Raw genomic sequence first — 24,311 nt, 5'->3', positions numbered from 1 at the left:
GCGGTACCGTGGACGCTGCGCGTCTGCGCGTTGCTTGGCCGGCCCGCGCGTTACCTTTTCAAGAGCCGCCAGTTTTCGCTGATTCCGTCCATATTATGAACGCCACCATCCCCGTCTATCAGCTAGATGCCCTCGCCGAAACCAAGGCAGGGCCGGCCGCCGTGTTCTTCCTAGGTCCCAATTCCACGGCGCCGCACCTGCCTATCGACCAGCCGTATCGCAGCGATTATTATAAAATCGGCATTGTGCTGCGCGGCAGCGCCCGCCTGCAAGTCAACCTCGAAACGTATGACCTAGGGCCAAATTCGCTGATGGTGCTCTCGCCCTACGTCATCAAGCAGTGGGCTTTTATGTCAGAAGACTGCGAGGCCCTCAGCATCTTCTTTACCAAGGAATTCATTGCGGCGGGCGGCGGCCCGAACCTGGATGCGTTCGCGTTCTTTGAGCGCGACGCCCGCCACGTGCTCACCCTGCCGCCCGCCGAGGCGGCGAGTATCACGGCCCTGCTGCAAACCATCGGGCAGAAATACGACGCGCCGCACGCCTACCGCGAGGAGATTTTGCGCAGCCTCATCCACATTCTACTGCACGAAACGGCGCCCATCTACAGCGCGCAGCACACCTCGCCGAACACCATCCAGACGCGCAGCCAGCTCATTGCCGCCGATTTCAAAAAGCTGGTCAACACCCACTACGCTACCGAGCGCAGCCTGGCTTTCTACGCCGATAAGCTGTGCATCACCCCCAAGCACCTCGCCGAAACCGTGCGCGAAGCCACCGGTAAGCGCGCCGCCGAGTGGCTGGCCGAAGCCGTGCTGCTCGAAGCCTGCGTGCTGCTCCAAAACCCCGCCCTCACCATCAACCAGATTGCGGACACGCTGCACTTCGCCGACCAGTCCACCTTCGGCCGGTTTTTTCGGAATAATATGGGCGTGTCGCCTGCCAGCTACCGGCAGCGGTTGTAAGAACTCGTCAGGCGCGTAACCTCACCCCCCGGCCCCCTCTCCTTGGGGAGAGGGGGAGCCTGACGACTTCTGACGTAAGCTTGCATTTGCTCGCGGTCGGCTCCCCCTCTCCCCAAGGAGAGGGGGCCGGGGGGTGAGGTAATACGGTTGCTCGCCGCCCTTTGGCCCAATCTTCCCGCCCTTTCGCCCTTCCCTCACGCCCCGGCCCGCCGGAGCTTTGCCCCATGAAAATCATCGTCACCGGTTCCCTCGGGAACATCAGCAAGCCGCTCGCTACCGAGCTTGTACAGCAAGGCCACGCCGTCACCGTTATCAGCAGCCAGCCCGAGCGCCGGGTCGCCATCGAAGCCCTAGGGGCCACCGCCGCCATTGGCACCTTCGAAGATGCGGACTTCCTGGCCGCCACCTTCGCCGGGGCCGATGCCGTGTACGCGATGGTGGCGGGCGGCTACCGAGAGCCCGATTCGCGGGCGTATTCCCAACGTATTGGCCGTCACTATGCGCAGGCCATCGGGCAGGCGGGCGTGCGGCGGGTGGTGCAGCTCAGCAGCTGGGGCGCACACCGCGACCACGGCACCGGCGGCATCCTGGGCTCGCACGATGTGGAGGAAATCCTGGCGGCGCTGCCGGGCCTGGCGCTCACGCACCTGCGCCCTACCTCCTTCTACACCAACTACTACAGCTTCGTGGGCATGATAAAAGGCGCCGGCTTCCTGGGGGCCAACTGCGCCGGCAGCTACCGGGTGGCGCTGGTGCACCCGCGGGATATTGCCGCCGCCGCCGCCGAAGAGCTGACCAACCCCACCGCCCCGGCCGGCCGCACCATCCGCTACGTAGCCAGCGACGAGCGCACCCAAGACGAAGTAGCGCAGGCCCTAGGGGCCGCCATCGGCCAGCCCGACCTGCGCTGGGTAGCCTTCACCGACGAGCAGATGCGCGCCAACCTCCTCCAAAACGGCCTGCCCGCCAGCACCGCCGCCGACATCGTGGACATCTACGCCAGCATGAGCAGCGGCGCCCTGGCCGAGGACTACGTGCAGCACAAGCCCGCCCTAGGTAAGGTGAAGCTGGAAGAGTTTGCCCAGGAGTTCGCGGCGGCTTTTTGAAGCGGTAGATAATAATTTAAGAAGCTAAAACGCCCGGCATCCGTAAGGTGCCAGGCATTTTTGTGCATCGGTGCAAATGGGCCTATGTGGTCAACACTCAGTACCTTGCTTCTGCAAAATGGGGCACGCGATAGCTGCCTTTTAAAGAGCACGTCACGCCATGAACGGTAGACTCACCAAATACAGCAGCTTCGAGGAAATGAAGCGAGATATACAGCTAGCTACCTTATCCGCTGCGGAGAAAGCTAAGCTTGATGCAGAGACAAAGCAAATGGCTGAAATATTTCAGACGCTTCGGGCGAGAAGGCAGAATGGCAATGCTCGCAAATAATCAGCTGCTTGAAAGCATAGTAAAAGTTTGCAGAGTGTTAAATAATCATAATATTGATTATTTAATCGTCGGTGGTAGTGCAGTTGCCTATTACGGCTATTTCAGACATTCTATTACGATGGCCGGCTTACCTGCTGATAGGCCGGACATAGATATCTGGTACAGCCCTACCTACACAAATTATTTCAAGCTTCTGGATGCGCTCGTTACCCTGGGGCAAGATGTTGCAATATTTAAAAACGAACAAGCTCCTAATCCTAGAAAATCGTTTTTCAGATATGAGTTTGACCTATTCACTCTTGACCTACTGCCATCCATTAAATCCGCAATAAGCTTTGGTCCTGCCTTTGCTAGACGCGAGATTATTGAGGTGAACGGAGCTGATATTTCATTTATTAATTTTGAGGATTTGATAGCTGATAAGGAATCGACGGCTCGTCCAAAGGATATAGATGATATCCAGCGTCTTCGAGATAGTCATGAAGAAAATTAAATCGTCCAGCTGTAAAGTTCTGCAGAATCAGGTTGCAAATTATTTCGAGTAATACAATTTATTGCGGATGGAGGCACTTGAGATGCTAAGAAGTAAGTTAATCGGCTCCTTCATATCAAGATTCAGTACGGGTGACACTTGGGATTTATATATCGGTGGCTATTGGTTGACTGCTCATGATATAATATCGGAAGACGAAAAAGTGCTTGATACACTATTTAAAGATAATTATATCTATTTCGAAAGTACGGTTGATAAGGAATGCATTAGCAAAAGTGCGATAGTCGCAGCTGCTATGAGAAGAGAAATTATTAGTGTCGAGCTTGATAACTTGGGCAATCTCAAAATCGAATTTGGTAATAATTTTAAATTGACCCTGCCAACCAATGTAGGCATTGTTGATTGGCAATGGTGCTTAAATGAAACTGGTGTTGACCCATATCAGAATTATCTGGTGGCCTGTTTTTCAGAAGGAAAAATCCAAGTCAATGAAAAGTAGTATTAAACTAACTAGCAACAAAAAGCGCCCTGCAGCCAATCGGCTACGGGGCGCTTCTATATTCTACCTAAACTAAAACCTTACAGCAGCTTATCAATCGTCAGCGGCAATTCGCGGATGCGCTTGCCGGTGGCGTGGTACACGGCGTTGCAGATGGCGGCGGCTACGCCCAGCATCCCGATTTCGCCGACGCCTTTGACGCCGATGGGGCTGGCGATGTCGTCTTCCTCTTCCACAAAAATCACGTCGATTTTGTGGATGTCCGCATTTACCGGCACGTGGTACTCGGCGTAGTTGTGGTTGACGTAGCGGCCCAGGTCGTTGTTGAGGTAAGCTTCCTCCATCAGGGCCATGCTAATGCCCCACACCGTGCCGCCCAGGATTTGGCTGCGGGCGGTTTTGGGGTTCATGATGCGGCCGGCGGCCACGGCGTTTACCACGCGCGTGACGTGCACGGTACCCAGGTCCTCATCCACTTTCACTTCCACGAAGGCCGCGTTGTGCGAGTGCATCGAGTACTTGAGCATGTTGATGGGGTTCGGGCCGGCTTTGCCGTCGGCTTCGATTTTGGCTTCGCCGCTGGCGGCCAAAATGTCGCGGATGGCGACCGTGCGGCTGATGTCCTCGTTGGCGCGGATGTGGCCGTCCGCGAACTGCGCGTCCTCAAAGTCTACGCCGGTGAGGGGCGAGTCGTCCATTTTCTGGGCCAGCTTGAGCAGCTTTTTGCCGAGTTCCTGGCAGGCGTTCTGCACGGCGGCACCCACCGAGTTGGCCGTCCAGGAGCCGCCCTGGATGGGGGCGGCGGGCATCTCGGTATCGCCGAGCTCGAAGGTGACCTGCGCCATCGGCAGCCCGAGGGTCTGGGCGGCCATTTGGGTCATAATGACGTAGGTGCCAGCGCCTTGGTCGTTGGTGGCGCTGGTTACGGTGAGGCGACCATCGGCGGCAAGGCTGGCTTTGGCCTCGGCCTTTTGCATGGAGGCATCCCAGCAGCCGGCGGCCACGCCCCAGCCTACGAGCAGGCCGTTTTCGTCGCGCATCGAGCGGGGCTCGGGGTTGCGCTGCTCCCAGCCGAAGCGGGCGGCGCCTTCGTGGTAGCAATCGTTGAGGCGCTTACTGCTGAAGGGCTTATCGACCACGGGGTCGGAGTAGGTGTAGTTGAGCAGGCGGAAATCCATGGGGTCCACGCCGGCCTTGTACGAAAGCTCGTCGATGGCGCTCTCGATGGCAAAGTTGCCGGTAGCGGCGCCGGGGGCGCGCATGTCGGCCGGCGTGTTCACGTCGATGCGGGTCAGTTGGTAGTCGAACTGCGAGTTGGGCACGTTGTACATGATGCCCGACCAGTTCACCACCGTTTCGGTGGCGTCCTCAAACTGCGAGGTCTCGGCCAGCGCCTTGTGCTCCATGGCCTGCAAGTAGCCCTGGTCGTCGGCCGCTAGGCGAATATCCTGCACCGTATGGGCGCGGTGGCCCATGCTGAACATCTGCGAGCGGTTCATCACCACCCGGATAGAATGCTCCAGCTCCAGCGCCGCCAGCACCGCCAGAAACACCTGGTACTGTGGCCGCAAGCCCGCGCCAAAGCCGCCGCCCGTGAACTTCGAGATAACGCGCGCTTCCTTGGTGCTCAGGCCAAAAACCTTGGCGATGTACTGCTGCACGTTACCCGAGCCCTGGGTCTTGTCGTAGATTTTCATCTTCTTACCGTCGCCCAGCCAGTCGATAGTCGTCCCGAACATCTCCATCGGGTTGTGGTGCTGGGCCTCGTGCGTGTACTTGCCCGTCACCTTATGCGGCGCCTCGGCGTAGGCCGCCTCCATGTCGCCCTTGGGCTTGGGCGGGGGTAGGAAGCCGGTTTTGCCCTTCGGCGCGTCAAACGACTTAGCGCCAACTGCCTCCATATCCGTGTTGAACTCCTCCACGTCGTACTCGATGCGGAGTACCGAGGCGGCGTAGCGGGCCAGCTCAAACGTGTCGGCCACCACCAGCGCCACCGGCTGCTGGCTGAACATAATTTCGGGCTCGTGCAGCGGGCGGAACGGCGAGCCGCCGGGCGCCACTTCGTCCTTGTAGCTGCGGTCGAACCAGGCCAGCGAAGGCACGTTTTCGTGCGAAAAAATCTTCTGTACGCCGGGAATGGCTAGCACCTCGTCGGCGTGAATTTTGGTGATTTTGCCCTTCGTAATCGGGCTGCTCACGACGTAACCGTACCAGAGCGAGCCGGTTACGCCAAACTCGGCGGCGTACTTGGCCGCGCCGCTTACTTTGGCCGGGCCTTCGGGGCGATTAACGGGTTTGCCAATCACGTCGCTGTCGAGGCGGACGGTGGGCGGGGTGGCAATAGTCTGACTCATACTAGCTTACGGATTAGAATTTAAGAATGCGTTGGGATTGACGACCTGGCTCATCTCAGTAGCCTGCTTGAGCGCCCGCACGATGGCGCGCTTGCCTAGCTCAATCTTAAACGAGTTGTGCAGCGAGCCTTCGCCGTAGCCCTTGGCCTCGGCAAACACCTTGGCCGCCACCTGCCGAAACAAGTCGGGCGAGGCCGTTTGGCCTTCCAGCATCTGCTCGGCCGCCGGGTCGCGCCAGGGCTTGTGCGCCACGCCGCCCAGAGCAAAACGGGCCTTCTCGATGACGTTGCCGTTCATCTTCAAGCCCACTGCCACGCTCACCAGTGCAAAGGCGTAGCTGCTGCGGTCGCGCAGCTTAAGGTAGGTAAAGTGGTCGGCGTAGCCTTCCTCGGGTAGGTCGATGGACACGACCAACTCGCCTGGATTCAGCGTGTTGTCCTTCTCGGGGTGGTCGCCGGGTAGGCGGTGGTAGTCGTCAAACTTGATGGTGCGCTCGCCATCGGGGCCTTGCACGCGCACCACGGCTTCGAGGGCGGCCAGGGCTACGCACATATCGCTAGGCTGGGTGGCAATGCAGCTTTCGCTGGTGCCCAGCACGCCGCACACGCGGTTGGGGCCGGTGAGGGCCGAGCAGCCGGTGCCGGGCTCACGCTTGTTGCAGGGCGCGGCGAGGTCGTAGAAATAGTAGCAGCGCGTGCGCTGGTTGAGATTGCCGCCGTTGGTAGCCGCGTTGCGCAGCTGCGGCGTGGCCCCGGCCAAAATAGTCTGGCTCAGCAGGGGGTAGCGCTTCTCTACCTCGGGGTGCCAGGCCGTGTCGGCGTTGGTAGCCAGCGCGCCCAGGCGCAGGCCGCCATCGGGCAGGCTGCTGATGTCATTCAGCGGCAGCAAACCCAGGCTGGTAAGGTGGGTCGGCCGCGTGAGGTTGTACTTCATCAAGTCCACGAGGTTTGTGCCGCCACCTAGGTAGGCAGCGCCGTCGTGGCTGGTCAGGTCGCGCACGGCTTCGTCGGCGGCCGTCGCTTGCGTGAGGGTGAAACTGTTCATAGCGAATTAATTAACGGAGCTAGACGTGGTGGGCTGGGCCGGAATGGTCACTAGCGTGCCGTTATCAACCACTACCTGGCCGTCGTGCAGCACTTCCATTACGGCCGACAGAATGTTGGTGTAAGCACCGCAGCGGCAGAGGTTGCCGCTCATGTGCTCGCGTACCTCGTCCTCCGTCTTAGCGCGCCCCTCATTGATGAGGCCCTGCGCCGAGCAAATCTGGCCCGGCGTGCAGTAGCCGCACTGGAAAGCGTCGTGGTCCACAAACGCTTGCTGGAGCGGCGAGAGGTTTTGCTCACTACCCAGGCCTTCAATGGTCTGGATTTTCTTACCCTGGTACACCGTAGCCAGCGCCAGGCACGAGTTAATACGCTTGCCATCAACGAGGACGGTGCAGGCACCGCACTGGCCGTGGTCGCAGCCTTTCTTGGTGCCGGTCAGGTCCATGTACTCGCGCAGGGCGTCAAGCAGGCTGGTCCAGGGCGCAATCTGGATGGTGTGGTCTTCGCCATTGACGTTGAGCGTCACGGCCTGGGCCGGCACCACGTGCGGCGCCGTTTTGTCTAAAGGCTCTTGAATGAAGTGGAGACTCATAAGTAGAGGGGTCGAGGAAATAGGAGTAGCTGCCCCCTAGGGTAGCCAACTGTGCAATTGCTACGGGATACGGCTTAGCTTAAGCTTTTGATGTTTTTACTGCGTCTAAATAAGGAAGTTAACCCAGCGCTCACGGCTTATATAAGCTTGATGGTTAGTGCATGTCTTGTAACGCTGCTACTAGGGCAAAGGGCCGAATTTTATAATAAACTAGCCAAAAACGTTAGCAACAGTAATGCGTTGTATGCTAATGAATACAACGATGGGTTTCGCAGTACCAAGTGTAGTGAAGGAGGAGAGGTAAATCGAAGACAAGCAAAAATATTTTCTTCCAAACGCTTGCATTCCCGGATTTTCCAACTCTACCTTTGCAACATGCTCCTTTACCGGAGCACTTATCAAGAAAGGCGGAGGGACAGGCCCTTTGATGCCTTAGCAACCAGCAGCAATGCGAAGGTGCTAATTCCTGTTCTGAGATGCGGGGCTTCGGCCCGGTTTCAGGAGAAGATAAGTCTACGAGATGCCTTACCGCGGCCACGGTGTATGCTCTTCTGACTTGTCGGAGGGGCTTTTTTTACGCCCTTCCGGTAAGAGATTCTTGACTAGGTGCTTGGGAAATAGGGGTTTACTGTTCCAATCAAACAATAAACTTCTCTTGCCATGTCTATCGCAACCCGCCTCCTCCACTCCATTCCCGTTGACGAGCAAACCGGCGCCATCGCCGTGCCTATCTACCAGACTTCCACCTACGTGCAGGAAGCGCCCGGGGTCAACAAAGGCTTCGACTACGCCCGCACTGGTAACCCCACCCGCCTCGCGCTGGAAAACCTGGTAGCCACCCTCGAAGGCGGCCATTCGGGCTACGCTTTCGCCAGCGGCCTGGCCGCCATTGATGCCGTGGTAAAGCTGCTGTCGGCTGGTGACCAGATAGTTGCCATCGACGATATCTACGGTGGTGCCTTCCGCTTGTTTGAGCACGTGTACCGCCGCCTGGGTATTGACATCGTGTACTGCGATACTACTAATGCCGACAACGTCGCCAAAGCGATTACCGATAAAACTAAGCTCATCTGGCTGGAATCGCCTTCCAACCCCACGCTGAAGGTGTCGGATATCGCGGCCATCTCACAGATTGCCAAAGCGAATGGCTGTTTACTCTGCGTCGATAACACGTTTGCTTCACCCATTTTGCAGCGCCCCCTCGAGCTGGGGGCCGACATCGTGGTGCACAGCGGTACCAAGTACCTAGGTGGTCATTCGGACCTCATCGCTGGTATCGCGGTGGCTAAGACGCCCGAGATTGCGAAAGAGCTGAAATTCATTCAGAATGCTTCGGGTGGCATCCTAGGGCCGTTCGATTGCTTTCTGACCATCCGCGGTATCGAGACGCTGCCGCTGCGCATCGAGCGCACCAGTAAGTCGGCCCTCGAAGTAGCTAAGTTCCTGGAAACGCGCCCTGAAGTGGCCCGCGTGTACTACCCCGGCCTCGAAAGCCACCCCAACTACGCCGTGGCCCAGCGCCAGCAGCCCGACGGCGCTGGTGGCATCATCGCCCTGGCTCTTACTGAAGACACTATCGAAGCGGCTACTAAGCTGGTGACTTCGACCAAGTACTTCAAGCTGGCCGAAAGCCTGGGCGGTGCCAAGAGCCTGCTGTGCCACCCCGCCACCATGACCCACAAATCGACGCCCGTGGACCAGCGCCGCGCCGCCGGCGTGTGCGACGGCCTAGTGCGCTTGAGCGTAGGCCTCGAAGATGCCGAAGACCTGATTGCAGACTTGGCCCAGGCGCTCGACCAGCTAGCCGCCGCCAAGGCAGTGCAGGTAGCCAAGGAAGAAGAGATGGCATTAGCTTAAATTTCGAAAAGTAGCGTGGACTCTGTGAGTCCGCGAGTGAGCACAGCGAATGGCTTGCGGGCGGGTTTACCTAGCCCCACAAATGCTCGCTGCGCTCACTTGCGGATTTGCAGAGTCCACGCTGTATAGCACAGAATCATGACTCGTACGAATATTACCATTGGTCTCTTCGGCTTTGGGGTGGTGGGCCAGGGCCTGCACGCGGTGCTGGAGCGCACGCCCGGCCTGCGCGCCCGCATCGGCCGCATCGCGGTGAAGGACCGCAACAAAGCCCGCACGCTGCCCGCCGAGCTGTTCACCTTCGACAAGCAAGACCTGCTCGACGACCCTAGCCTCGACGTAATCGTGGAGCTGATTGACAATGCCGATGAGGCGTATGTCATTGTAAAGCAAGCTTTGCTGAACGGCAAGGCCGTAGTGACGGCCAACAAGAAAATGCTGGCCGAGCACCTGCCTGAACTCATCGAGCTGCAAAAAACCACGGGCGTGCCGTTGCTCTACGAAGCGGCCGCGTGCGCCAGCTTGCCGGTTATTCGCAACCTAGAGGAGTACTACGATACCGACTTGCTCGACTCGGTGGAGGGTATTATTAACGGCTCGACCAACTACATTCTCACGGCCATGAACCGCGACGGGCAGCCCTACGCCGAGGCCTTGGCCAAGGCGCAGAAGCTGGGCTTCGCAGAAAGCAACCCCGCGCTCGACGTGGAGGGCCTCGACGCCCGCAATAAGCTGGTGCTGCTGCTGGCCCACGCTTTCGGGCTGGTGGCCGGGCCCGAGGAAATGCTGGCCGTGGGCATCGACCGCATTAGCTCCTTGGCCGCGGCGTATGCCCGCGAGCAAGGGCTGGCCATCAAGCTGGTGGCGGAGGCGCGGCGGCTGCCCGACGGCGGCATTGCGGCGGCGGTGCTGCCCACGCTGGTGGCGCCTGGTCACGAGCTAAGCAACGTGCACGACGAGTTCAACGGCCTCGTAACGCAGAGCGGCTTTGCCGACCGGCAGTTTTTCCTGGGGCGCGGGGCGGGGGCGTTTCCTACGGCCTCGGCCGTGCTCTCTGACTTGTCGGCCCTTACCTACGGCTACCGCTACGAATACAAGAAAATTCAGCAGAACGCCCACCTGAGCCTAGCGCCCGACGCGGCCGAAGTCGATGTGCTCGTGACGTTTAGTGATGCCAATGCGCCCGACGAGGCAGACTTTACGGTGGTGCACGAGCAGTTTCGCTCGGCGCAGCGGGGCAATTACTTTACCGGCACCATCGGGCTAGGGCAATTGGCGCGGGCGGCGTGGCTGCGTCAGCCGGGCGTGTGCGTGGTGCGGCTGGCTAGCCCGCTGCGGGCGGCCGTAGCGGTGGAGGCGTTGGCCGAAGCGACCGTCTGAGCGCAAGGTTACGCGAGGTAAAAAGAGGTTTCGCCAGGTGGCTGTTGTCTACCTTGCGAAACCTCTTTTTACTTCGCGTAACCTTGCGCTTATGACCCTTTCCGCCGATTCCTCGCCCATCAAAACCGGCCTGCTGGCCTACGGTATGTCGGGCAAAATCTTCCACGCGCCGTTTCTGACCCAGCACCCCGGCTTCGAGCTGCAAGCCGTGGTGCAGCGCCACGAGCAGCGCATGCAGGCCGATTACCCACATATTCGGAGCTACGGCAGCGTGGCCGAGCTACTCGCCGACCCGGCCCTGGAGCTAGTGGTGGTGAACACGCCCAGCTACACGCACGCCGACCTGGCGCGCCAAGCGCTGCTGGCGGGCAAGCATGTGCTGCTCGAAAAGCCCGTGGCCACCACCGTGGCCGACCTGCGCGAGCTGCTGGCGCTGGCCCAGCAGCAGGGCCGCCAACTGCTGGCTTACCAAAATCGCCGCTGGGACACCGACTTTACGAGCGTGCGCGACGTGGTAAAAAGCGGCCAGCTTGGCCAGCTCATCGAGGTGCATTTTCGCTACGACCGCTTTAAGTCGGCGCTCAACCCCAAGAAATTCAAGGAGGAAGCGGGCGTGCCGGGCTCGGGCCTGCTTTTCGACCTAGGGCCACACTTGCTCGACCAGGCCATCAGCCTGTTTGGCGCGCCGCTGCGGGTGGAGAAAACCCAGGGCGCCTACCGGCCGCAGTCGCTGGTGGATGATTACTTCAGCCTGCACCTGCACTACCCCGCCGGCCTGAACGTGTACCTGACCTCGGGCCTGCTGGTGGCCGACCCCGGCCCGGCCTTTGTGCTGCACGGCACCCTAGGCAGCTACAAAAAGGGCCGCACCGACCCGCAGGAGGCCCAGTTGCTGGCCGGCCTGCGCCCCACCGACCCCGCTTATGGCCGCGAGCAGCCCGGCCAGGAGGGCCGTCTTACGGTGGCCGGGCCCGCTGGCGGGCTCGTCACCACGCCCGTGGCCGCCGAGCCGGGTAGCTACGCCGGCTTGTTTGAGGCGGTGTACCAGGCTATTCGGCGCGGCCAGCCCTACCCGGTTGCGAGTGCTGAGCTAGAGACGCAGCTGCGGATAATTGAGCAGTAGCCGCCCCGGTAGAAGCGGTTGTCCGGCCGCCAGAATGGGCGGCCGGGTCCTGTTCACCGTATGCAGTAGTTTGCTTGCCGCGGGTGGGCGCCCTCCTGGCTGGCCGATGCACGGGCTGGCGGCTACTTGCATACTGGTTTATGGAGCATCTTTCTATCGTTATTCTTCTTATGGCCCTGCTGGTCGGGCTGTCGGCCGTAGCCCCCAAGCTCAAGCTGCCTTACCCGGTGCTCTTGGTGTTGGCGGGCGGGCTGCTGGCGCTTATTCCGGGTTTGCCGCCCCTCAAGCTGGAGCCTGATTTAGTGTTCTTTATCTTTCTGCCGCCGTTGCTCTACGAGGCCAGCTACAACACTTCGTGGCACGAGTTTGTGGCCAACCGGCGGCCGATTTTGCTGCTCGCCGTGGGGCTGGTGCTGCTCACCACCACCGTAATTGCGGCGCTGGCGCACTTTTTTATTCCGGGTTTTACCTGGGGCATGGGCTTCGTGCTCGGAGCCATCGTGAGCCCGCCCGATGCCGTGGCCGCCACCAGCGTCACGAAGGGGCTGGGGCTGCCGCGCCGCATCACGAGCGTGCTAGAGGGCGAGAGCTTGGTAAACGATGCCTCGGCGCTCATTGCCTACCGCTACGCCGTGGCGGCGGTGGTGAGCGGCACGTTTGGGCTCTGGGATGCCAGCTGGCACTTTGCGCTGGTGGCCGGCGGGGGCGTGGCGGTGGGCGCAGCCGTGGGCTTTGCCATGATACGGCTGCAAAATATCCTCACCGATGCCACCCAAATTACGGCCCTTACCCTGCTGCTGCCTTTCGGGGTGTACCTAGGGGCTGAGCACCTAGGCGTGTCGGGGGTGCTGGCCGTGGTGGCGATGGGCCTGATGATGAGCCGCCGCTCGCACGACATCTACAACAACCAGACCCGCCTGCTCAAGCACAGCTTCTGGAACGTGTTTGGCTTTCTGCTCAATGGGCTGGTTTTTATTATGATAGGCTTGCAGTTGCGCACCATTCTGGAAGGGCTTGGAACGGGCGCATTCTGGCCGGTGCTGGGCTACGGGCTGCTGGTGAGCGTGGTCGCCATCGCCATTCGGCTGGGCTGGGTGTTCCCGGTGTCGTACTTGGGCGAGTGGCTGGGGCGCTGGCTGGGCCGCGAGGAGCATCACTCGCCCCGGCGCAACCTCTTCATCACGTCGTGGGCCGGGATGCGGGGCGTGGTATCACTAGCCACGGCCCTAGGTCTGCCGTTTGTGGTGAATGGCGGGCAGCCATTTCCGCAGCGTAATACCATGCTGTTCATCACGTTCGTGGTCATTTTGGTCACGCTAGTGGTGCAGGGCCTGAGTTTGCCCTGGCTGGTGCGCCGGCTGGGCGTGCAGGAGTCGCCGGCCCAGCGCGCGGCCGAAGAGCAGGAACTGCGCCTGACGCTCACCAAGGATTCCTTAGGCTACCTCGACGGTCTTATTACGGCTGAACCAGACCCTAGCCTACTGACGCTGCGCGAGATACAGCGCCGCCAGGCCCGGCGCCTGCACGGCGCGCTGGCCGCCAACGAAGCCACCGACCTCGACGCCCCGCGCGAAGAAGAGTCGGCCGCCGCCCTAGAATTTGAAAAACTATTGCGCGCCCGCCTCACCATGACCGAGCACCAGCGCCAGCTGCTGGTGAAGCTGCACCAAGAAGACAAGTTCAGCGAGGAGGCCATCCGGCAGGTTGAGTTGGAGCTCGACCGCTTCGAGATTGCGCTTGATACGCAGCTGGCCACCGTGCAACAGCCCGAAGAAGCCGAGGCGACCGAGGAAACTACCGCCGCCCTGGAGCCCGACCAGACCGCCAGCCGGTTTCCCGGCCCCAAAGGCCGGCCCAGTAATGCGGATGAGCCCAGCTAAGGCGGGTTCTTAAATTGGTGTGCCACTCTGGCGCAGGGCCCCGCCCCACATATAATGTCCTAGATAGCATCTAAGGCACCAGCCGGGTACCTAGGGCGCGCCGTAGGTCGGGCACGTCGTAGTACTGCAGCACGCCGGGTAGCACCGAAGAATAAGCGTCCTTGGCCGCCGGGTTTTCCAAAAAATACAGAAAGCTGGGCGGCCCGCCGCTCACCTGCACCTGCTCGATTTGCGGAGCGTAGGTGCGGGGCGTTGAGCCCGCCCGGTCAGTTGCATCTGTTACGGAATGCTTGCCTACCAGTGGATTAAGCAACGCCGCGTGCAGCGCCACCAGCGCCGCCCGGCCATCAGCGCGTAGCAGAATGGGTAGCTGCTGCAAGCGGCTGTCGTTGCGCAGAAAGCCTAGCAGCGCTTGCACATCGGCCACGCGCTGAGCCAGCAGCGGGCGCCCTAGGTGCAGGGCCAGCTGCGTAGGGCGAAACTCCTGGTTGTAATACTTAGGGTCATTGAAGGCGGCCGGGTCAGTGGTTTCGCCGAGGCCGCGCAGGTCGGCCAGCAGCACGGCCGTGCCCTGGCGCTGGTAGGCAGCTAGGCGGGCGGCGCTGTCGCACAGCACGGTGGCCATGCCCTGGTCGGGCAGCCACAGTACCAGGCGAGTGGGGGCCGCTGCGCCGGTGGGCAAAAGCAGCCGGGCCGGCAGCGGCGGCTGGCCGGCGCTGCGCAACAGCATGTTTTGCCAAGCTTGGCCATTGGGCAGGCGCAAAGTGTCGCGTAGGTCAATGCCCTCGGTAACGGGCGCCGTGGGCACCGGTAAGGCTTGACTCAGCTGCCGTCGTACCACCACCGCCAGCGCCTCGGGCGAGTAAACCGGGCGCCGCTTAGCGAGCGCTCGCGCCGCAACCAAGTGGGTAGCCGATAACGTTTCCTCCTCTTTGAAACTGGTGTTGACCTGCCCGGTGGCGGTGCAGCGCAGCGTGGCTTCGGGCAGAGCTACCAAAGGCAATTCCTCGGGCACCGGCGCGCCACTCACCCCCAGCCACTGCCGAAACCACGCCACGGCCGCCACCCGCTTGGGCGCCGAAATGCCGTGGCCGTCATCATAAGTGAACATAGTGGTGCGCTCGGGCTGACCTAGGGCCGCGTAAGCCCGGTGCGTGTCGGCGTAGGCGGCCTCCATATCGGTCTGGTCTACAAAGTCGTAGCGGCCAGTGAGCCAGAGCAGTGGCTTGGGCGCAAACATCAGGGGCCAGTCGGCGATGTCGAGGCCGGCCGCGCCCGCGCCGGGTAGCTGCACGCAGCCATCGGCGGGACCGGTGAGGTTGCGCTCGCCGCTGGCCACGTAGCTGCACAGCGCGGCTACCTGCACGCGGTCGTCGTAGCCCATAAAATAGGCTGTTTGGGTGGCGCCGCCCGAGTTGCCGAGGCAGCCCACGCGCGCCGCGTCTACCTCGGGCCGCGTCAGCAGGTAGTCGAGGCCGCGCACGTTATCCCAGAGCTGGGCGGCGGGCAGCGTGCGACCTAGGAGCGCCGCCTGAGCATTGAGCAGCGTGTGCTCGGTGGTGCCGCCGCGGGTGAGCGACTTGCCACTAGCGTCGGTCAGCTGCATGCGCTCGCCCTGCGAAACCGGGTCAATAACGAATACCACGAAGCCGTTGCGGGCGAATAGCCGAGCCGTTTGCTGGTACGAGGGCGTGGCCTTACTAGTATTTTCGTGCCCACAAAAAAGCAGTACCGCCGGTCGCTTGCCCGCGCCTTCGGGCACGTACAAATTGGCCGTGACGTGGTGGTGCGGCGTGCTTTCGTAGATGATTTTTTCAATCCGAAACCCCGCCTGCGGCACCGTGCCCGCCACCCGCGCCCGCAGCGGCGTGCGCGCCGGCAGCGGCCTGAGCACCCGCCGAAAGCGCGCCCGCGCCGAGTCGCGGTACGCTTGCGTGCCCGCCGACCCTAAGGCTTTCTCCAACTCGGCGCGGCGCGGCTCGTACTGCGCGTGCACCTGCTGTAAGAGGTAGGTGGATAGGGTAGTGGGCGCCCGCCAGTCGATAACGGGGCCGGGGAGCTTGCCGGGCCCGGTTTGCGCGGTAGCGCGCAACGCGAGCAGCGCCAGCAGCGCGGCAAAAAGCTTGGACATAAAGCGGCGGGTAGGAAATAAGTCGGGGCCGCTTTCCTGCTGGAAAACGGCCCCGAACTAGGTGATTCAGAAAGCCCTAGGCCTTCTCCGGCAGCAGCGTGGCTTCGGGGTAGTTGCCGAGCACGGGCTGCGAGGGCGCGCCCTGCGTCACGGCTTCGACCAGCAGCTTGCCGCCCACGAAAGCCCCTTTCCACGACTCGCCCAGGCCGCCGAATACTTCCTCGCGGTCGCCGCGGCTGCGCAGCTTGTTGATGCCAACTTTAAAGGCGCGCAGCTCTTTGGAGGTGCGGGTGGCCCACTTCTCATCATCCGACCCTAGGGCCGTGACGAGAGCGCCGTTCGAGATATTCATCTCGCCCACCAATTCCTCTACGCGGTCTACAAGCACGATGCTGTCGATGGGGCCGAAGGGCTCTTTGAAATACAATTCAGCCTGGCGCGGCAGGCCCACCAGGCCGCGCGGCGCGCGGTAGGCCGAGCGGTCTTGGCCGGGCAAAAACAACGAGTCGTCGAGCTTGCCCTGGTAGAAGGGGATGGCGCCGGTTTTGGTGGCGTTGTTGAACAGCTCATCGAGGCTCTGGGCCTGCGTGGCGTTGATGACGGGGCCAAACGCCAGGTCGGGCAGCTTGTCGCCGGGGTTGTCTACCAGGGTTGGGTTGCCCACTTTCAGGCTGCCGATGGCCTTGGTGTAGGTTTCCAGAAACTCGGGAAACAGCGAGCGCTGCACCACGAAGCGCACGTAGGCCGTGCAGCGCTGCTTGCCGTAGTCGTAGCCCTTCACCAGCTGGTCGGCCAGCGAATCCCACTGCGAGTAATCCCAGATGCCGTAGGTGTTCACGCCTTCCATTTCCAGCATGTAGCGCTTGTGCTCCTGGCTGAGGGCGTCGGCGATGTTGCGGCCGTTGTAGCGCCCACCCACGAAGGAGAGGCAGTCCACGGCGGGGTCCTTCACTAGCACGTCGCTCAGCTCGCCGCCGGGGCCGCTCACCAGCGTCACGGGCAGGCCGCAGCGGCGGGCAATGGCGAAGGTGAGGCTCAGGGAGATGAAGCCGCCGTCGGTGGGCGTCTTGGCAATCACGGCGTTGCCGGCCAGCAACTGCACCAGCACCGCGTGCATGAGCACCGACATGGGGTAGTTCCAGCTCGCAATGTTGCTCACCAAGCCCAGCGGCCGGCGGTCGCCAATCAGGCTTTCGATATTGTCTACGTACCATTGAACGCCCTCAATGCAGCGGTCGATGTCGTTGAAGCCCAGCTTGTAAGTCTTGCCAATTTCCCACATCAACAGCTTGCTCACCAGGTCGATGTGCGGGCGTAACTGGTCGAGGCAGGCCTGCACTTTGGCGCGGCGCTCGTCGAGGTCGGTGGCCGCCCAGGCGGCCGACTCACCCTTGGCGAAGCGCACGGCGCGCAGGGCCTCGTCGTGCTTGAGCATGGGCAGCGCGCCAATCTCCGAGCCGTCGATAGGCGAGTGGAAGGGGCGGGGCGTGCCGGCTTCCTGCCAGCGGCCTTCCAGCAGGTTGAAGTAGCCGCCGCCGGGGGCAAATATTTCGGGTGTGGCCTGCTGCACGTCGTTCAGCAGCTTGCTGAACTCCACTTCGGGCGAAACGATTTTAGGCATGGAAGTAGCACCAAGCGCTGCTTGGCGAGTCGGTGAAAGAATCAAGCTGTGAAACGGATTAAACCGCCGGTAGTTCGTAGGGTGCGGGGCTTGCCCCTGCTCGGCGTTGTTCTGCCGCCACAAACGAACCTAACAACGCCGGGCAGGGGCAAGCCCCGCACCCTACTCGGCCGCCACGGCTTGCAGCTCGCGCACCAGTTCGGCCGACCCTACGAAAAGCGGCATCCGCTGGTGCAGGTCCTGGGTGGGCGGCACGTCGAGCACGTCGGCAGCGCCGGTCACGGCCACGCCGCCGGCCTGCTCGGTCACGAAGGCGATGGGGTAGCACTCGTAGAGCAGGCGCAGCTTGCCGCTGGGCCACTCGCCAGTGGGCGGGTAGAGGTAGATGCCGCCCGTAAAAAGGTTGCGGTGGTAGTCGGCGGCCAACGAGCCCACGTAGCGGGCCGTGTAGCGGCGCTCCTTGCAGGTAGTAAGAAAGGTGCGGGTAAACTCCGGGAAGTCAAACCAGTTGCCCTCGTTGCACGAGAATACCTTACCACTAACCGGAATCGTTAGCTTGGGGTGCGAAAGGAAGAATTCACCCAGGCTGGGCTCGTAGGTGAAGCCCGCCACGCCGTGGCCGGTGGTGTACACCAGCATCACGCTGGAACCGTAGAGGATGTAGCCGGCCGCCACCTGTGCCCGCCCGCCCTGCGTAAAATCTTCGGCCCGCGCCGGCCCGCCGTAGCGGCTCACGCGCCGGTAGATGCTGAAGATGGTGCCCGTGCTCACATTAAAATCCAGGCTTACCGACCCGTTGAGGGCGTTAAGGGCTACCACGTACTTGCCGTCGTGGTTGCCGGTGTCGATGAAGTCGGGCCGGGCCTCACTCAGCACCGCGCAGCACTCGCGGCCGTTGGTGAGGGCCCGCACGAAGCGGATGTGCGCTTCCTCACCCAGGCGGTGGCGCGGGGCGGTTTGCTCACCCTCGGGGCCCACGGCCTCGGCAATGGGGCTGAGGCCCGCCCGGCTCACTTCGCGCACCATAATCTTGCTGGCCAGCGCAATATCGCGCAGCAACTGCGAGAGCTCGCCGGTGGCGAAGGGAAATTCGGCCTGCTTGCGCATGATGTAGCGCTCGAGCGTGGTGCCAACGGGGGTAGCTAGTTCGTCGTGAGACATTTCGGTTATCAGTTATCAATGAACAGTTATCATTCCTCAATTGCCAGTTGCTAACTCCTTAACTAGGTGCAGTACAAGAGTGATAACTGGTAATTGATGACTGATAACTGACTATTTCTCCGGCTGCTTTTGCGACTGCCACAGCACGACTTGCCAGCCCTTCTTAGGGTCTTTAATCTGCATGGTCACGTACTTGATGTGGGCCACGTTAGGCGTGCCGTCGGGCTTGTTGGGCTGGTAAATCGTGATTTGGCCGTTCACTACGGCCGTGGTGCCGCCGTTGTAGGCCCGCACGTTAATGTTCTCTACGTCAATCTTATCGTAGACGCTGTGACCGTCGCGGATGCTCTCGATGTACTCGGCCTTGTTGTTTTGCTTGCCGCCCGAGTGCGTATACACGAGGTCGTCGGCGAAGGCTTTCTCCAGAAAAGTGTAGTCCTTTTTTACCTGAGCGTCGAAGCGCTGGCGCTCCAGGGCTTCCACTTCCTTGGCGGCCTCAGCGTTGCGCTGGGCAACGCTGGCTACTGGTGGTGAGAAAGCCAGCTTTGAGGGAGCGCGCTTGGGCGTGGCCTGGGCCACCGAAAGCAGCGGCAGGGCCAGCAGGGCGAGGGCGATAAACGAGCGTTTCATAGAAAAGCAACCTAGGAGGCGGTGGGAAGAATATCGTCGGCGTCGAGCTTAATGGGCTCCATGCGCGGCACTAGCGTAAACATGATAACCCAGGCCAGCAGGTACATGCCGCCGCAAATCAAGAACATGATGAAGTAGGCCTTATCGAGCTGGCCGATAGACTCGTAGTACACAAACATGCGCTTTTGCACCAGCGCCGACAGCGCGATGCCGCCCATGCCGCCCGCAAAGCCGCCGATGCCCGTGACCGAGCCCACCGCCCGCTTCGGAAACATGTCCGACACGGTGGTGAAAATATTGGCGCTCCAGGCCTGATGAGCCGCCGCCGCAATGCCGATAACCAGCACCGCCAGCCACATGTTGAGCTGACCTAGGTACTGCGCAAACACAATCGGGAACACGCAGAAGGCGATGAGCAGCATGGACGTTTTGCGGGCCTGGAAAGCCGGCATGCCGCGCTTGATGAAGCCCATGGGCAGATAGCCGCCGCCCACGCTGCCGATGCTCGACAAGATGTAAACCCCTGCTACCGGCAGCGCAATGGCCGTGCCCGTGAGGTGGTATTGCTTACCCAGAAAATCGGGCAACCAGAACAGGTAGAACCACCAGATAGGGTCGGTCAGGAACTTGCCCGCCACGAACGCCCAGGTTTGGCGGAAGCCCAGCAGCGTAGCCCACGAAGTTTTGGGTTTTTCCTCTACTACCACGCTTTCAGCGGGCAGGCCCACCGGAATATCGGCGTTGATGTAGTCAAACTCGGCCTTGCTGAGGCGCTTGCTGTTGGCTGGCGTTTCGTAAATGGTGTACCACAGCACCAGCCACACAAAACCCAGCGCGCCCGTGATGATGAAGGCCCACTGCCAGCCAATGGTTTCGGCAATGAGCGGCACTGTAAGCGGTGCCACAATGGCCCCCACGTTGGAGCCCGAGTTGAAAATGCCCGTGGCCAGCGCCCGCTCGCGCTGCGGAAACCACTCGGCCGTGGTCTTGATGGCCGCCGGGAAGTTGCCGGCCTCCGTGATACCTAGGAAACCGCGCGCAATGCCGAAGCCCAACGTGCTGCTTACCAGGGCGTGGCCCATCGCAGCCAGGCTCCACAAAGCCGTCGAAATGGCGTAGCCAAACTTGGTGCCCAGCTTGTCGATGATGCGCCCCACGCCCACCATGCCCACCGCATAGGCCAGCTTGAAGGCTATCTCGATATTGGCGTAGTCGCCCGCGTTCCACTTAAACTCCGTTTCGAGATACGGCTTCAGCAGCGAGATAACGGCCCGGTCGAGGTAGTTGATGGTGGTGGCAAAAAATACCAGCGAACAGATAGTCCAGCGGTACTTGCCTATCACCGACGAGTCGGTGCCGGGCGGCGAAGTGCTTAGGGTGGGATTCATAGGAGAGGGTAGCTATAGTAGAAAAGCGGGGTAAAAAACGTTTGTCCTTGCGAGGAGGAACGATGAAGCAATCGCACCTAGGAAGAACTTGAACGGCTCGTTTTAATGCGATTGCTTCATCATTCCTCCTCGCAGTAACAGACGCTCTTAATTGCTATTCAATGTCTTAATAAACTGCATCAGCGGCACCACGCGGGCCGTAATAGCAGCGGGGTCGCTGGCACCTTTAAAGAGCTGGGAGCCAATGCCCACCGCGTTGATGCCCGCCCCAAACCACTCGGCCAGGCTGGCTTCAGTGGCTTCGACACCGCCGGTTACCATCAGCTTCACGCTGGGCATGGGGCCGCGCAGGGATTTGATGTAGTCGGGGCCCACGGCATTGCCGGGGAACACCTTCACCAGCTGCGCGCCGAGCTGGGTGGCCGCGTATATCTCGTTGAGGGTCATGGCGCCGGGTACCCAGGCCACATCGTGGCGCTGGCAGGCTTCGGCCACGTCGGCCGTGGTCACGGGCTGCACCACGAAGGTGGCCCCGGCGGCGATGAAGCGCTCGGCGTCGGCAGCATTGTATATGGTGCCGATACCTAGCACGAGCTCCGGGCAGTCGTCGTTCACTAGCTTGGCTAGTTCCTGAAACACCTCAAAGGCATTGGCCCCGCGATTGGTAAACTCAAACACGCGAATGCCACCCGCGTAGCAGGCCCGCACAATGGATTGCGCATAAGCTGCATCGGCGTGGAAAAAAACCGGTACCAGCGGCGCGGCGAGTACTTGGGCGAGAACTTCTTTGGAAGAAATCATAAGTTAATATTGTTCGTCTGTCATTGCGAGCGTAGCGAAGCAATCTTTCCTTATCGTTCGCTGACGCTAGCTAGGCGTGAAGGAAAGATTGCTTCGCTGTGCTCGCAATGACGGACGTATAGAAGCTACCGTAATAATCGCCCCGTCAGGTTGCCCTGCATGAGGTGCTCGACTTCGGCGGGCGTCACCAGGTTGATGTCGCCGTGAATGGTGTGTTTGAGGGCCGAGGCTATGGTGGCGAAGGACAGCGCCTGTTCGCGGCTCTCATAGTGGGCATCCCCATAAATGAAGCCGGAGATGAAAGAATCGCCCCCGCCGATGCGGTCTACCACGGGGCTGATGTCGTAGAACGGCGTCTCGAAAAACTCGCCCTGGTTCCACAACAGGCCGCAAATGCGCTCATGTGACGCGCTTTGGGTCTGGCGGCGGGTGGCGATTACGCGCTTGATTTGGGGGAAACGCTCGGTGAGCTGCTGGCTCATCGAGATAAAGCCATTGTCGGTGCCCTCAGCGGCTTTGATGCCGAACAGGTCGTCGGCGTCGCCTTCAGTGCAGACTACGATATCGCAGCCGGCTACTAGGTCGGGCATCACGTCCTGGGCTTTTTGGCCGTACTGCCACAGGTTACGGCGGTAGTTCACATCGGCCGAAACGGTGATGCCTAGGCGACGCGCGGCGGCAATGGCATCGGCCGTGGCCTGGGCGGCGGCGGCCGAAATGGCGGGCGTGATGCCCGTCCAGTGCAGCCAGCCGGCATCTTTTAGTAGCTCATCCCAGTTGAAAGCGGCCGGGTCGAGGTGGGCGAAGGCTGAATCGGCACGGTCGTACACGATGCGGCTGGGCCGTAGCGAGGCGCCCACTTCCAGAAAATACAGCCCTAGGCGGTGGCCTTCGGTGAAGAGGCAGCGGCTCATGTCCACGCCGTAGCGGCGCAGGTGGTTGGCGGCCGCGTGGCCCAACTCATTGGCCGGGAACACGCCGATGTGGGCGGCGGGCACGCCCATTTGGGCAAGCGCGGCGGCCACGTTGGCGTCGCCACCGCCGTAGGTGACTTCGAGGGTGGCGGTTTGGGGGAGCCGGTAGTTCAGCGGCGGCGAGAGCCGCATCATCACTTCGCCGAAGGTTACGACTTGCTTCATTAGAGAATGGGTTGGCACTAGCGCTCGGCCAACGGGCGGGCTAGGGGGAATGGGATGGGAAAGGTAGGCCGCGGGCAGGGTGCCTAGGCCAGTTTTTCGCACCTTTATTCACGCAAACGTTATCGATAGACGGCTTTTGGTGTGCCGTGGACCCGGTGGGTTTGCGCGTGGGTAGCTGTTTAGGTGGGCTATCCACGCGCGGGCCTGCTGGGTCCACGGTACACGCTAGTAAAGCAAACGGCTAGCTCGCCACCAACTCTCCTGAACTCACCGGTGCGGGCGCCGCCTCGAAGCCAAAATACTGGCTGGCATTACCGTAGCTGATGTTTTCGACCAGCTGGCCCAGCCACGGTAGTTCCTCGGCGGGTAGCTCGCCGTTCTCCACGTCGCGGCCCAGCAGGTTGCACAGGATGCGGCGAAAGTACTCGTGGCGCGGAAACGAGAGGAAGCTGCGCGAGTCGGTGAGCATGCCCACGAAGCGGCTCAGCAAGCCCATGTTGCTAAGCGCGTTGAGCTGCTTTTCCATGCCGTCCTTCTGGTCCAAGAACCACCAACCCGAGCCAAACTGCATCTTGCCGGCGATGGAGCCATCCTGGAAGTCACCAATCATGGTGGCAAAAACGTCGTTGTCGGCCGGATTGAGGTTGTAGAGGATGGTTTTGGTCAGCTTGTCCTGGTTGTCGAGCCGGTCGAGGAAGCGCGAAAGCGCCTGCGCTTGCGAGAAATCGCCAATCGAATCCCAGCCCGTGTCGGGGCCGAGCTGGCGCAGGGCGCGGGCGTTGTTGTTGCGCAGCGCCCCTAGGTGAAACTGCTGGGTCCAGCCCTTCTCCCAGTCCATAATGGCCAGCTCCACTAACATGGCCGATTTGAACTGCTCGATTTCGGCCGTAGTCAGCTCCTGGTCGAGCCGCGCCTTATCGAAAATGGCGGCCACCTCTACTTCAGTATAGTCAGCGGCGTAAATCTGCTCTAGGCCGTGGTCGGACAGCCGGCTACCTAGGGAGGCGAAGAAGTCGTGGCGCTGGCGCAGGGCGGCCAGCAGGTCGGCGTAGGAGCGGATTTCCACGCCGGCCGCCGCGCCCAGCTTCTGTAAGTACGCCGGGTAGTCAGCCGCCTCGGGCGTCATGGCCTTATCGGGGCGGAAGGTGGGTAGAATGCGCGTGGCGAAGCCCTGCGCGGCAATGGCCTGGTGATGTTCCAGCGCGTCGGCGGGGTCGTCGGTGGTGCACACCACCTTCACATTCATCTTGGCCAGCAGCCCTTGCACTGCGTATTCAGGCGTTTGCAGCAGGGCGTTGCACTGCTCGTAGATGCGGCGGGCGCTCTCCTTATTCAGCAACTCCGTGACGCCGAAGTAGCGGCGCAGCTCCAGGTGCGTCCAGTGGTAGAGGGGGTTGCGTACGGTGTAGGGCACCGTTTCGGCCCACTTCTCAAATTTCTCCCAGTCCGACGCGTCGCCCGTGATGAACCGCTCATTCACGCCGTTGGCCCGCATAGCCCGCCACTTGTAATGGTCGCCATAGAGCCAGATTTGGGTGATGTTCTCAAACTGCCGGTTCTGGGCAATCTGGTCGGGCGGCAGGTGGCAGTGGTAGTCGATGATGGGCTGCCCCGCGGCGTGCTCATGGTAGAGGTGGCGCGCGGTGGGCGTTTGCAGCAGGAAGTCGTCGGAGAGGAAAGGAGTCATTTCAATTATCAGTTAGCAATGAGCAATTATCAGGTTTGCTTGTCGTGCTAAGCGTTTGTCATTGCGAGCGCAGCGAAGCAATCTTTCCTTTTGCGTAAGCGAACGCCTGGCAAGCGTAAAGGAAAGA

General features: G+C 61.1%; 19 protein-coding genes and 1 riboswitch. Of the genes, 8 read left to right on the top strand and 11 right to left on the bottom strand.

All coding sequences use genetic code 11. The features are described from left to right. Positions 1 to 95: 95 nt before the first annotated feature. From ACFSDX_RS16870 to ACFSDX_RS16855, 4 genes are all read left to right on the top strand, one after another. A complete protein-coding gene (locus tag ACFSDX_RS16870; RefSeq protein WP_382315628.1) occupies positions 96 to 965 on the top strand; it encodes a helix-turn-helix domain-containing protein in 870 nt (289 codons plus the stop codon). Between the two features lie 224 nt (positions 966 to 1,189). Further along, entirely contained in the window at positions 1,190 to 2,071 is an 882-nt protein-coding gene (locus tag ACFSDX_RS16865; protein WP_382315626.1) for an NAD(P)H-binding protein, read from the top strand. A 254-nt stretch (positions 2,072 to 2,325) separates the two neighbouring features. Next, positions 2,326 to 2,895 (top strand): hypothetical protein, encoded by a 570-nt coding sequence (locus ACFSDX_RS16860; protein ID WP_382315624.1) that lies wholly within the window; start codon positions 2,326 to 2,328, stop codon positions 2,893 to 2,895. Positions 2,896 to 2,962: 67 nt separating this feature from the next. Continuing rightward, entirely contained in the window at positions 2,963 to 3,394 is a 432-nt protein-coding gene (locus ACFSDX_RS16855; RefSeq protein WP_382315622.1) for a hypothetical protein, read from the top strand. An 80-nt stretch (positions 3,395 to 3,474) separates the two neighbouring features. Here the strand turns inward: ACFSDX_RS16855 and ACFSDX_RS16850 are convergent, their stop codons facing one another. From ACFSDX_RS16850 to ACFSDX_RS16840, 3 genes are read right to left on the bottom strand one after another with little or no spacing between them, the layout of a single operon-like run. After that, positions 3,475 to 5,748: a xanthine dehydrogenase family protein molybdopterin-binding subunit gene (locus ACFSDX_RS16850; protein ID WP_382315621.1), complete on the bottom strand. Its 2,274-nt coding sequence runs from the start codon at positions 5,746 to 5,748 to the stop codon at positions 3,475 to 3,477. 6 nt (positions 5,749 to 5,754) lie between these two features. Continuing rightward, positions 5,755 to 6,792: an FAD binding domain-containing protein gene (locus ACFSDX_RS16845; RefSeq protein ID WP_382315619.1), complete on the bottom strand. Its 1,038-nt coding sequence runs from the start codon at positions 6,790 to 6,792 to the stop codon at positions 5,755 to 5,757. 6 nt (positions 6,793 to 6,798) lie between these two features. Continuing rightward, positions 6,799 to 7,386 carry a (2Fe-2S)-binding protein gene (locus ACFSDX_RS16840; protein WP_382315617.1) on the bottom strand — a complete coding sequence of 196 codons (588 nt, stop codon included), beginning with the start codon at positions 7,384 to 7,386 and terminating at the stop codon, positions 6,799 to 6,801. A 392-nt stretch (positions 7,387 to 7,778) separates the two neighbouring features. Then, a riboswitch (SAM riboswitch) is annotated at positions 7,779 to 7,900 on the top strand. Between the two features lie 146 nt (positions 7,901 to 8,046). Between ACFSDX_RS16840 and ACFSDX_RS16835 the strand changes: the two genes are divergently transcribed. From ACFSDX_RS16835 to ACFSDX_RS16820, 4 genes are all read left to right on the top strand, one after another. Then, a complete protein-coding gene (locus ACFSDX_RS16835) occupies positions 8,047 to 9,243 on the top strand; it encodes a trans-sulfuration enzyme family protein (protein WP_382315615.1) in 1,197 nt (398 codons plus the stop codon). A 138-nt stretch (positions 9,244 to 9,381) separates the two neighbouring features. Next, positions 9,382 to 10,623, top strand: a complete 1,242-nt coding sequence (locus ACFSDX_RS16830; protein ID WP_382315613.1) for a homoserine dehydrogenase — start codon at positions 9,382 to 9,384, stop codon at positions 10,621 to 10,623. 91 nt (positions 10,624 to 10,714) lie between these two features. Next, entirely contained in the window at positions 10,715 to 11,746 is a 1,032-nt protein-coding gene (locus ACFSDX_RS16825) for a Gfo/Idh/MocA family oxidoreductase (protein WP_382315611.1), read from the top strand. A 140-nt stretch (positions 11,747 to 11,886) separates the two neighbouring features. Further along, positions 11,887 to 13,626: a Na+/H+ antiporter gene (locus tag ACFSDX_RS16820; RefSeq protein WP_382315609.1), complete on the top strand. Its 1,740-nt coding sequence runs from the start codon at positions 11,887 to 11,889 to the stop codon at positions 13,624 to 13,626. A gap of 70 nt (positions 13,627 to 13,696) precedes the next feature. On the opposite strand, the gene ACFSDX_RS16815 is transcribed toward ACFSDX_RS16820, so the two are convergent. From ACFSDX_RS16815 to uxaC, 8 genes are all read right to left on the bottom strand, one after another. After that, positions 13,697 to 15,757 carry an alpha/beta hydrolase family protein gene (locus ACFSDX_RS16815; protein ID WP_382315607.1) on the bottom strand — a complete coding sequence of 687 codons (2,061 nt, stop codon included), beginning with the start codon at positions 15,755 to 15,757 and terminating at the stop codon, positions 13,697 to 13,699. A 76-nt stretch (positions 15,758 to 15,833) separates the two neighbouring features. After that, the gene (locus tag ACFSDX_RS16810; RefSeq protein WP_382315605.1) at positions 15,834 to 17,378 is read right to left on the bottom strand and encodes an aldehyde dehydrogenase family protein; all 1,545 of its coding nucleotides are present in this window, start codon (positions 17,376 to 17,378) and stop codon (positions 15,834 to 15,836) included. Between the two features lie 162 nt (positions 17,379 to 17,540). Then, a complete protein-coding gene (gene fbp / locus ACFSDX_RS16805; RefSeq protein ID WP_382315603.1) occupies positions 17,541 to 18,539 on the bottom strand; it encodes a class 1 fructose-bisphosphatase in 999 nt (332 codons plus the stop codon). Between the two features lie 111 nt (positions 18,540 to 18,650). Beyond that, positions 18,651 to 19,169, bottom strand: a complete 519-nt coding sequence (locus ACFSDX_RS16800) for a nuclear transport factor 2 family protein (RefSeq protein ID WP_382315601.1) — start codon at positions 19,167 to 19,169, stop codon at positions 18,651 to 18,653. An 11-nt stretch (positions 19,170 to 19,180) separates the two neighbouring features. After that, positions 19,181 to 20,557 carry an MFS transporter gene (locus ACFSDX_RS16795; RefSeq protein WP_382315599.1) on the bottom strand — a complete coding sequence of 459 codons (1,377 nt, stop codon included), beginning with the start codon at positions 20,555 to 20,557 and terminating at the stop codon, positions 19,181 to 19,183. A gap of 147 nt (positions 20,558 to 20,704) precedes the next feature. Next, the gene (locus ACFSDX_RS16790) at positions 20,705 to 21,358 is read right to left on the bottom strand and encodes a beta/alpha barrel domain-containing protein (RefSeq protein WP_382315597.1); all 654 of its coding nucleotides are present in this window, start codon (positions 21,356 to 21,358) and stop codon (positions 20,705 to 20,707) included. A 125-nt stretch (positions 21,359 to 21,483) separates the two neighbouring features. Beyond that, complete coding sequence (locus tag ACFSDX_RS16785) at positions 21,484 to 22,497, bottom strand: PfkB family carbohydrate kinase (protein ID WP_382315595.1); 1,014 nt, start codon at positions 22,495 to 22,497, stop codon at positions 21,484 to 21,486. A gap of 241 nt (positions 22,498 to 22,738) precedes the next feature. Beyond that, positions 22,739 to 24,184 (bottom strand): glucuronate isomerase, encoded by a 1,446-nt coding sequence (gene uxaC / locus ACFSDX_RS16780; RefSeq protein WP_382315593.1) that lies wholly within the window; start codon positions 24,182 to 24,184, stop codon positions 22,739 to 22,741. Between the last annotated feature and the right edge of the window lie 127 nt (positions 24,185 to 24,311).

This window comes from Hymenobacter bucti (genome assembly GCF_042681145.1).
GTDB classification, from domain to species: Bacteria; Bacteroidota; Bacteroidia; order Cytophagales; family Hymenobacteraceae; genus Hymenobacter; species Hymenobacter bucti.
This window is presented reverse-complemented; position numbering and strand designations above follow the sequence as displayed.

Excerpts from the sequence above, each read along its gene's own strand:
- ACFSDX_RS16870 (WP_382315628.1), top strand. The coding sequence starts at position 96 with ATGAACGCCACCATCCCCGTCTATCAGCTAGATGCCCTCGCCGAAACC.
- ACFSDX_RS16865 (WP_382315626.1), top strand. The coding sequence starts at position 1,190 with ATGAAAATCATCGTCACCGGTTCCCTCGGGAACATCAGCAAGCCGCTC.
- ACFSDX_RS16860 (WP_382315624.1), top strand. The coding sequence starts at position 2,326 with ATGCAGAGACAAAGCAAATGGCTGAAATATTTCAGACGCTTCGGGCGA.
- ACFSDX_RS16855 (WP_382315622.1), top strand. The coding sequence starts at position 2,963 with ATGGAGGCACTTGAGATGCTAAGAAGTAAGTTAATCGGCTCCTTCATA.
- ACFSDX_RS16850 (WP_382315621.1), bottom strand. The coding sequence starts at position 5,748 with ATGAGTCAGACTATTGCCACCCCGCCCACCGTCCGCCTCGACAGCGAC.
- ACFSDX_RS16845 (WP_382315619.1), bottom strand. The coding sequence starts at position 6,792 with ATGAACAGTTTCACCCTCACGCAAGCGACGGCCGCCGACGAAGCCGTG.
- ACFSDX_RS16840 (WP_382315617.1), bottom strand. The coding sequence starts at position 7,386 with ATGAGTCTCCACTTCATTCAAGAGCCTTTAGACAAAACGGCGCCGCAC.
- ACFSDX_RS16835 (WP_382315615.1), top strand. The coding sequence starts at position 8,047 with ATGTCTATCGCAACCCGCCTCCTCCACTCCATTCCCGTTGACGAGCAA.
- ACFSDX_RS16830 (WP_382315613.1), top strand. The coding sequence starts at position 9,382 with ATGACTCGTACGAATATTACCATTGGTCTCTTCGGCTTTGGGGTGGTG.
- ACFSDX_RS16825 (WP_382315611.1), top strand. The coding sequence starts at position 10,715 with ATGACCCTTTCCGCCGATTCCTCGCCCATCAAAACCGGCCTGCTGGCC.
- ACFSDX_RS16820 (WP_382315609.1), top strand. The coding sequence starts at position 11,887 with ATGGAGCATCTTTCTATCGTTATTCTTCTTATGGCCCTGCTGGTCGGG.
- ACFSDX_RS16815 (WP_382315607.1), bottom strand. The coding sequence starts at position 15,757 with ATGTCCAAGCTTTTTGCCGCGCTGCTGGCGCTGCTCGCGTTGCGCGCT.
- ACFSDX_RS16810 (WP_382315605.1), bottom strand. The coding sequence starts at position 17,378 with ATGCCTAAAATCGTTTCGCCCGAAGTGGAGTTCAGCAAGCTGCTGAAC.
- fbp (WP_382315603.1), bottom strand. The coding sequence starts at position 18,539 with ATGTCTCACGACGAACTAGCTACCCCCGTTGGCACCACGCTCGAGCGC.
- ACFSDX_RS16800 (WP_382315601.1), bottom strand. The coding sequence starts at position 19,169 with ATGAAACGCTCGTTTATCGCCCTCGCCCTGCTGGCCCTGCCGCTGCTT.
- ACFSDX_RS16795 (WP_382315599.1), bottom strand. The coding sequence starts at position 20,557 with ATGAATCCCACCCTAAGCACTTCGCCGCCCGGCACCGACTCGTCGGTG.
- ACFSDX_RS16790 (WP_382315597.1), bottom strand. The coding sequence starts at position 21,358 with ATGATTTCTTCCAAAGAAGTTCTCGCCCAAGTACTCGCCGCGCCGCTG.
- ACFSDX_RS16785 (WP_382315595.1), bottom strand. The coding sequence starts at position 22,497 with ATGAAGCAAGTCGTAACCTTCGGCGAAGTGATGATGCGGCTCTCGCCG.
- uxaC (WP_382315593.1), bottom strand. The coding sequence starts at position 24,184 with ATGACTCCTTTCCTCTCCGACGACTTCCTGCTGCAAACGCCCACCGCG.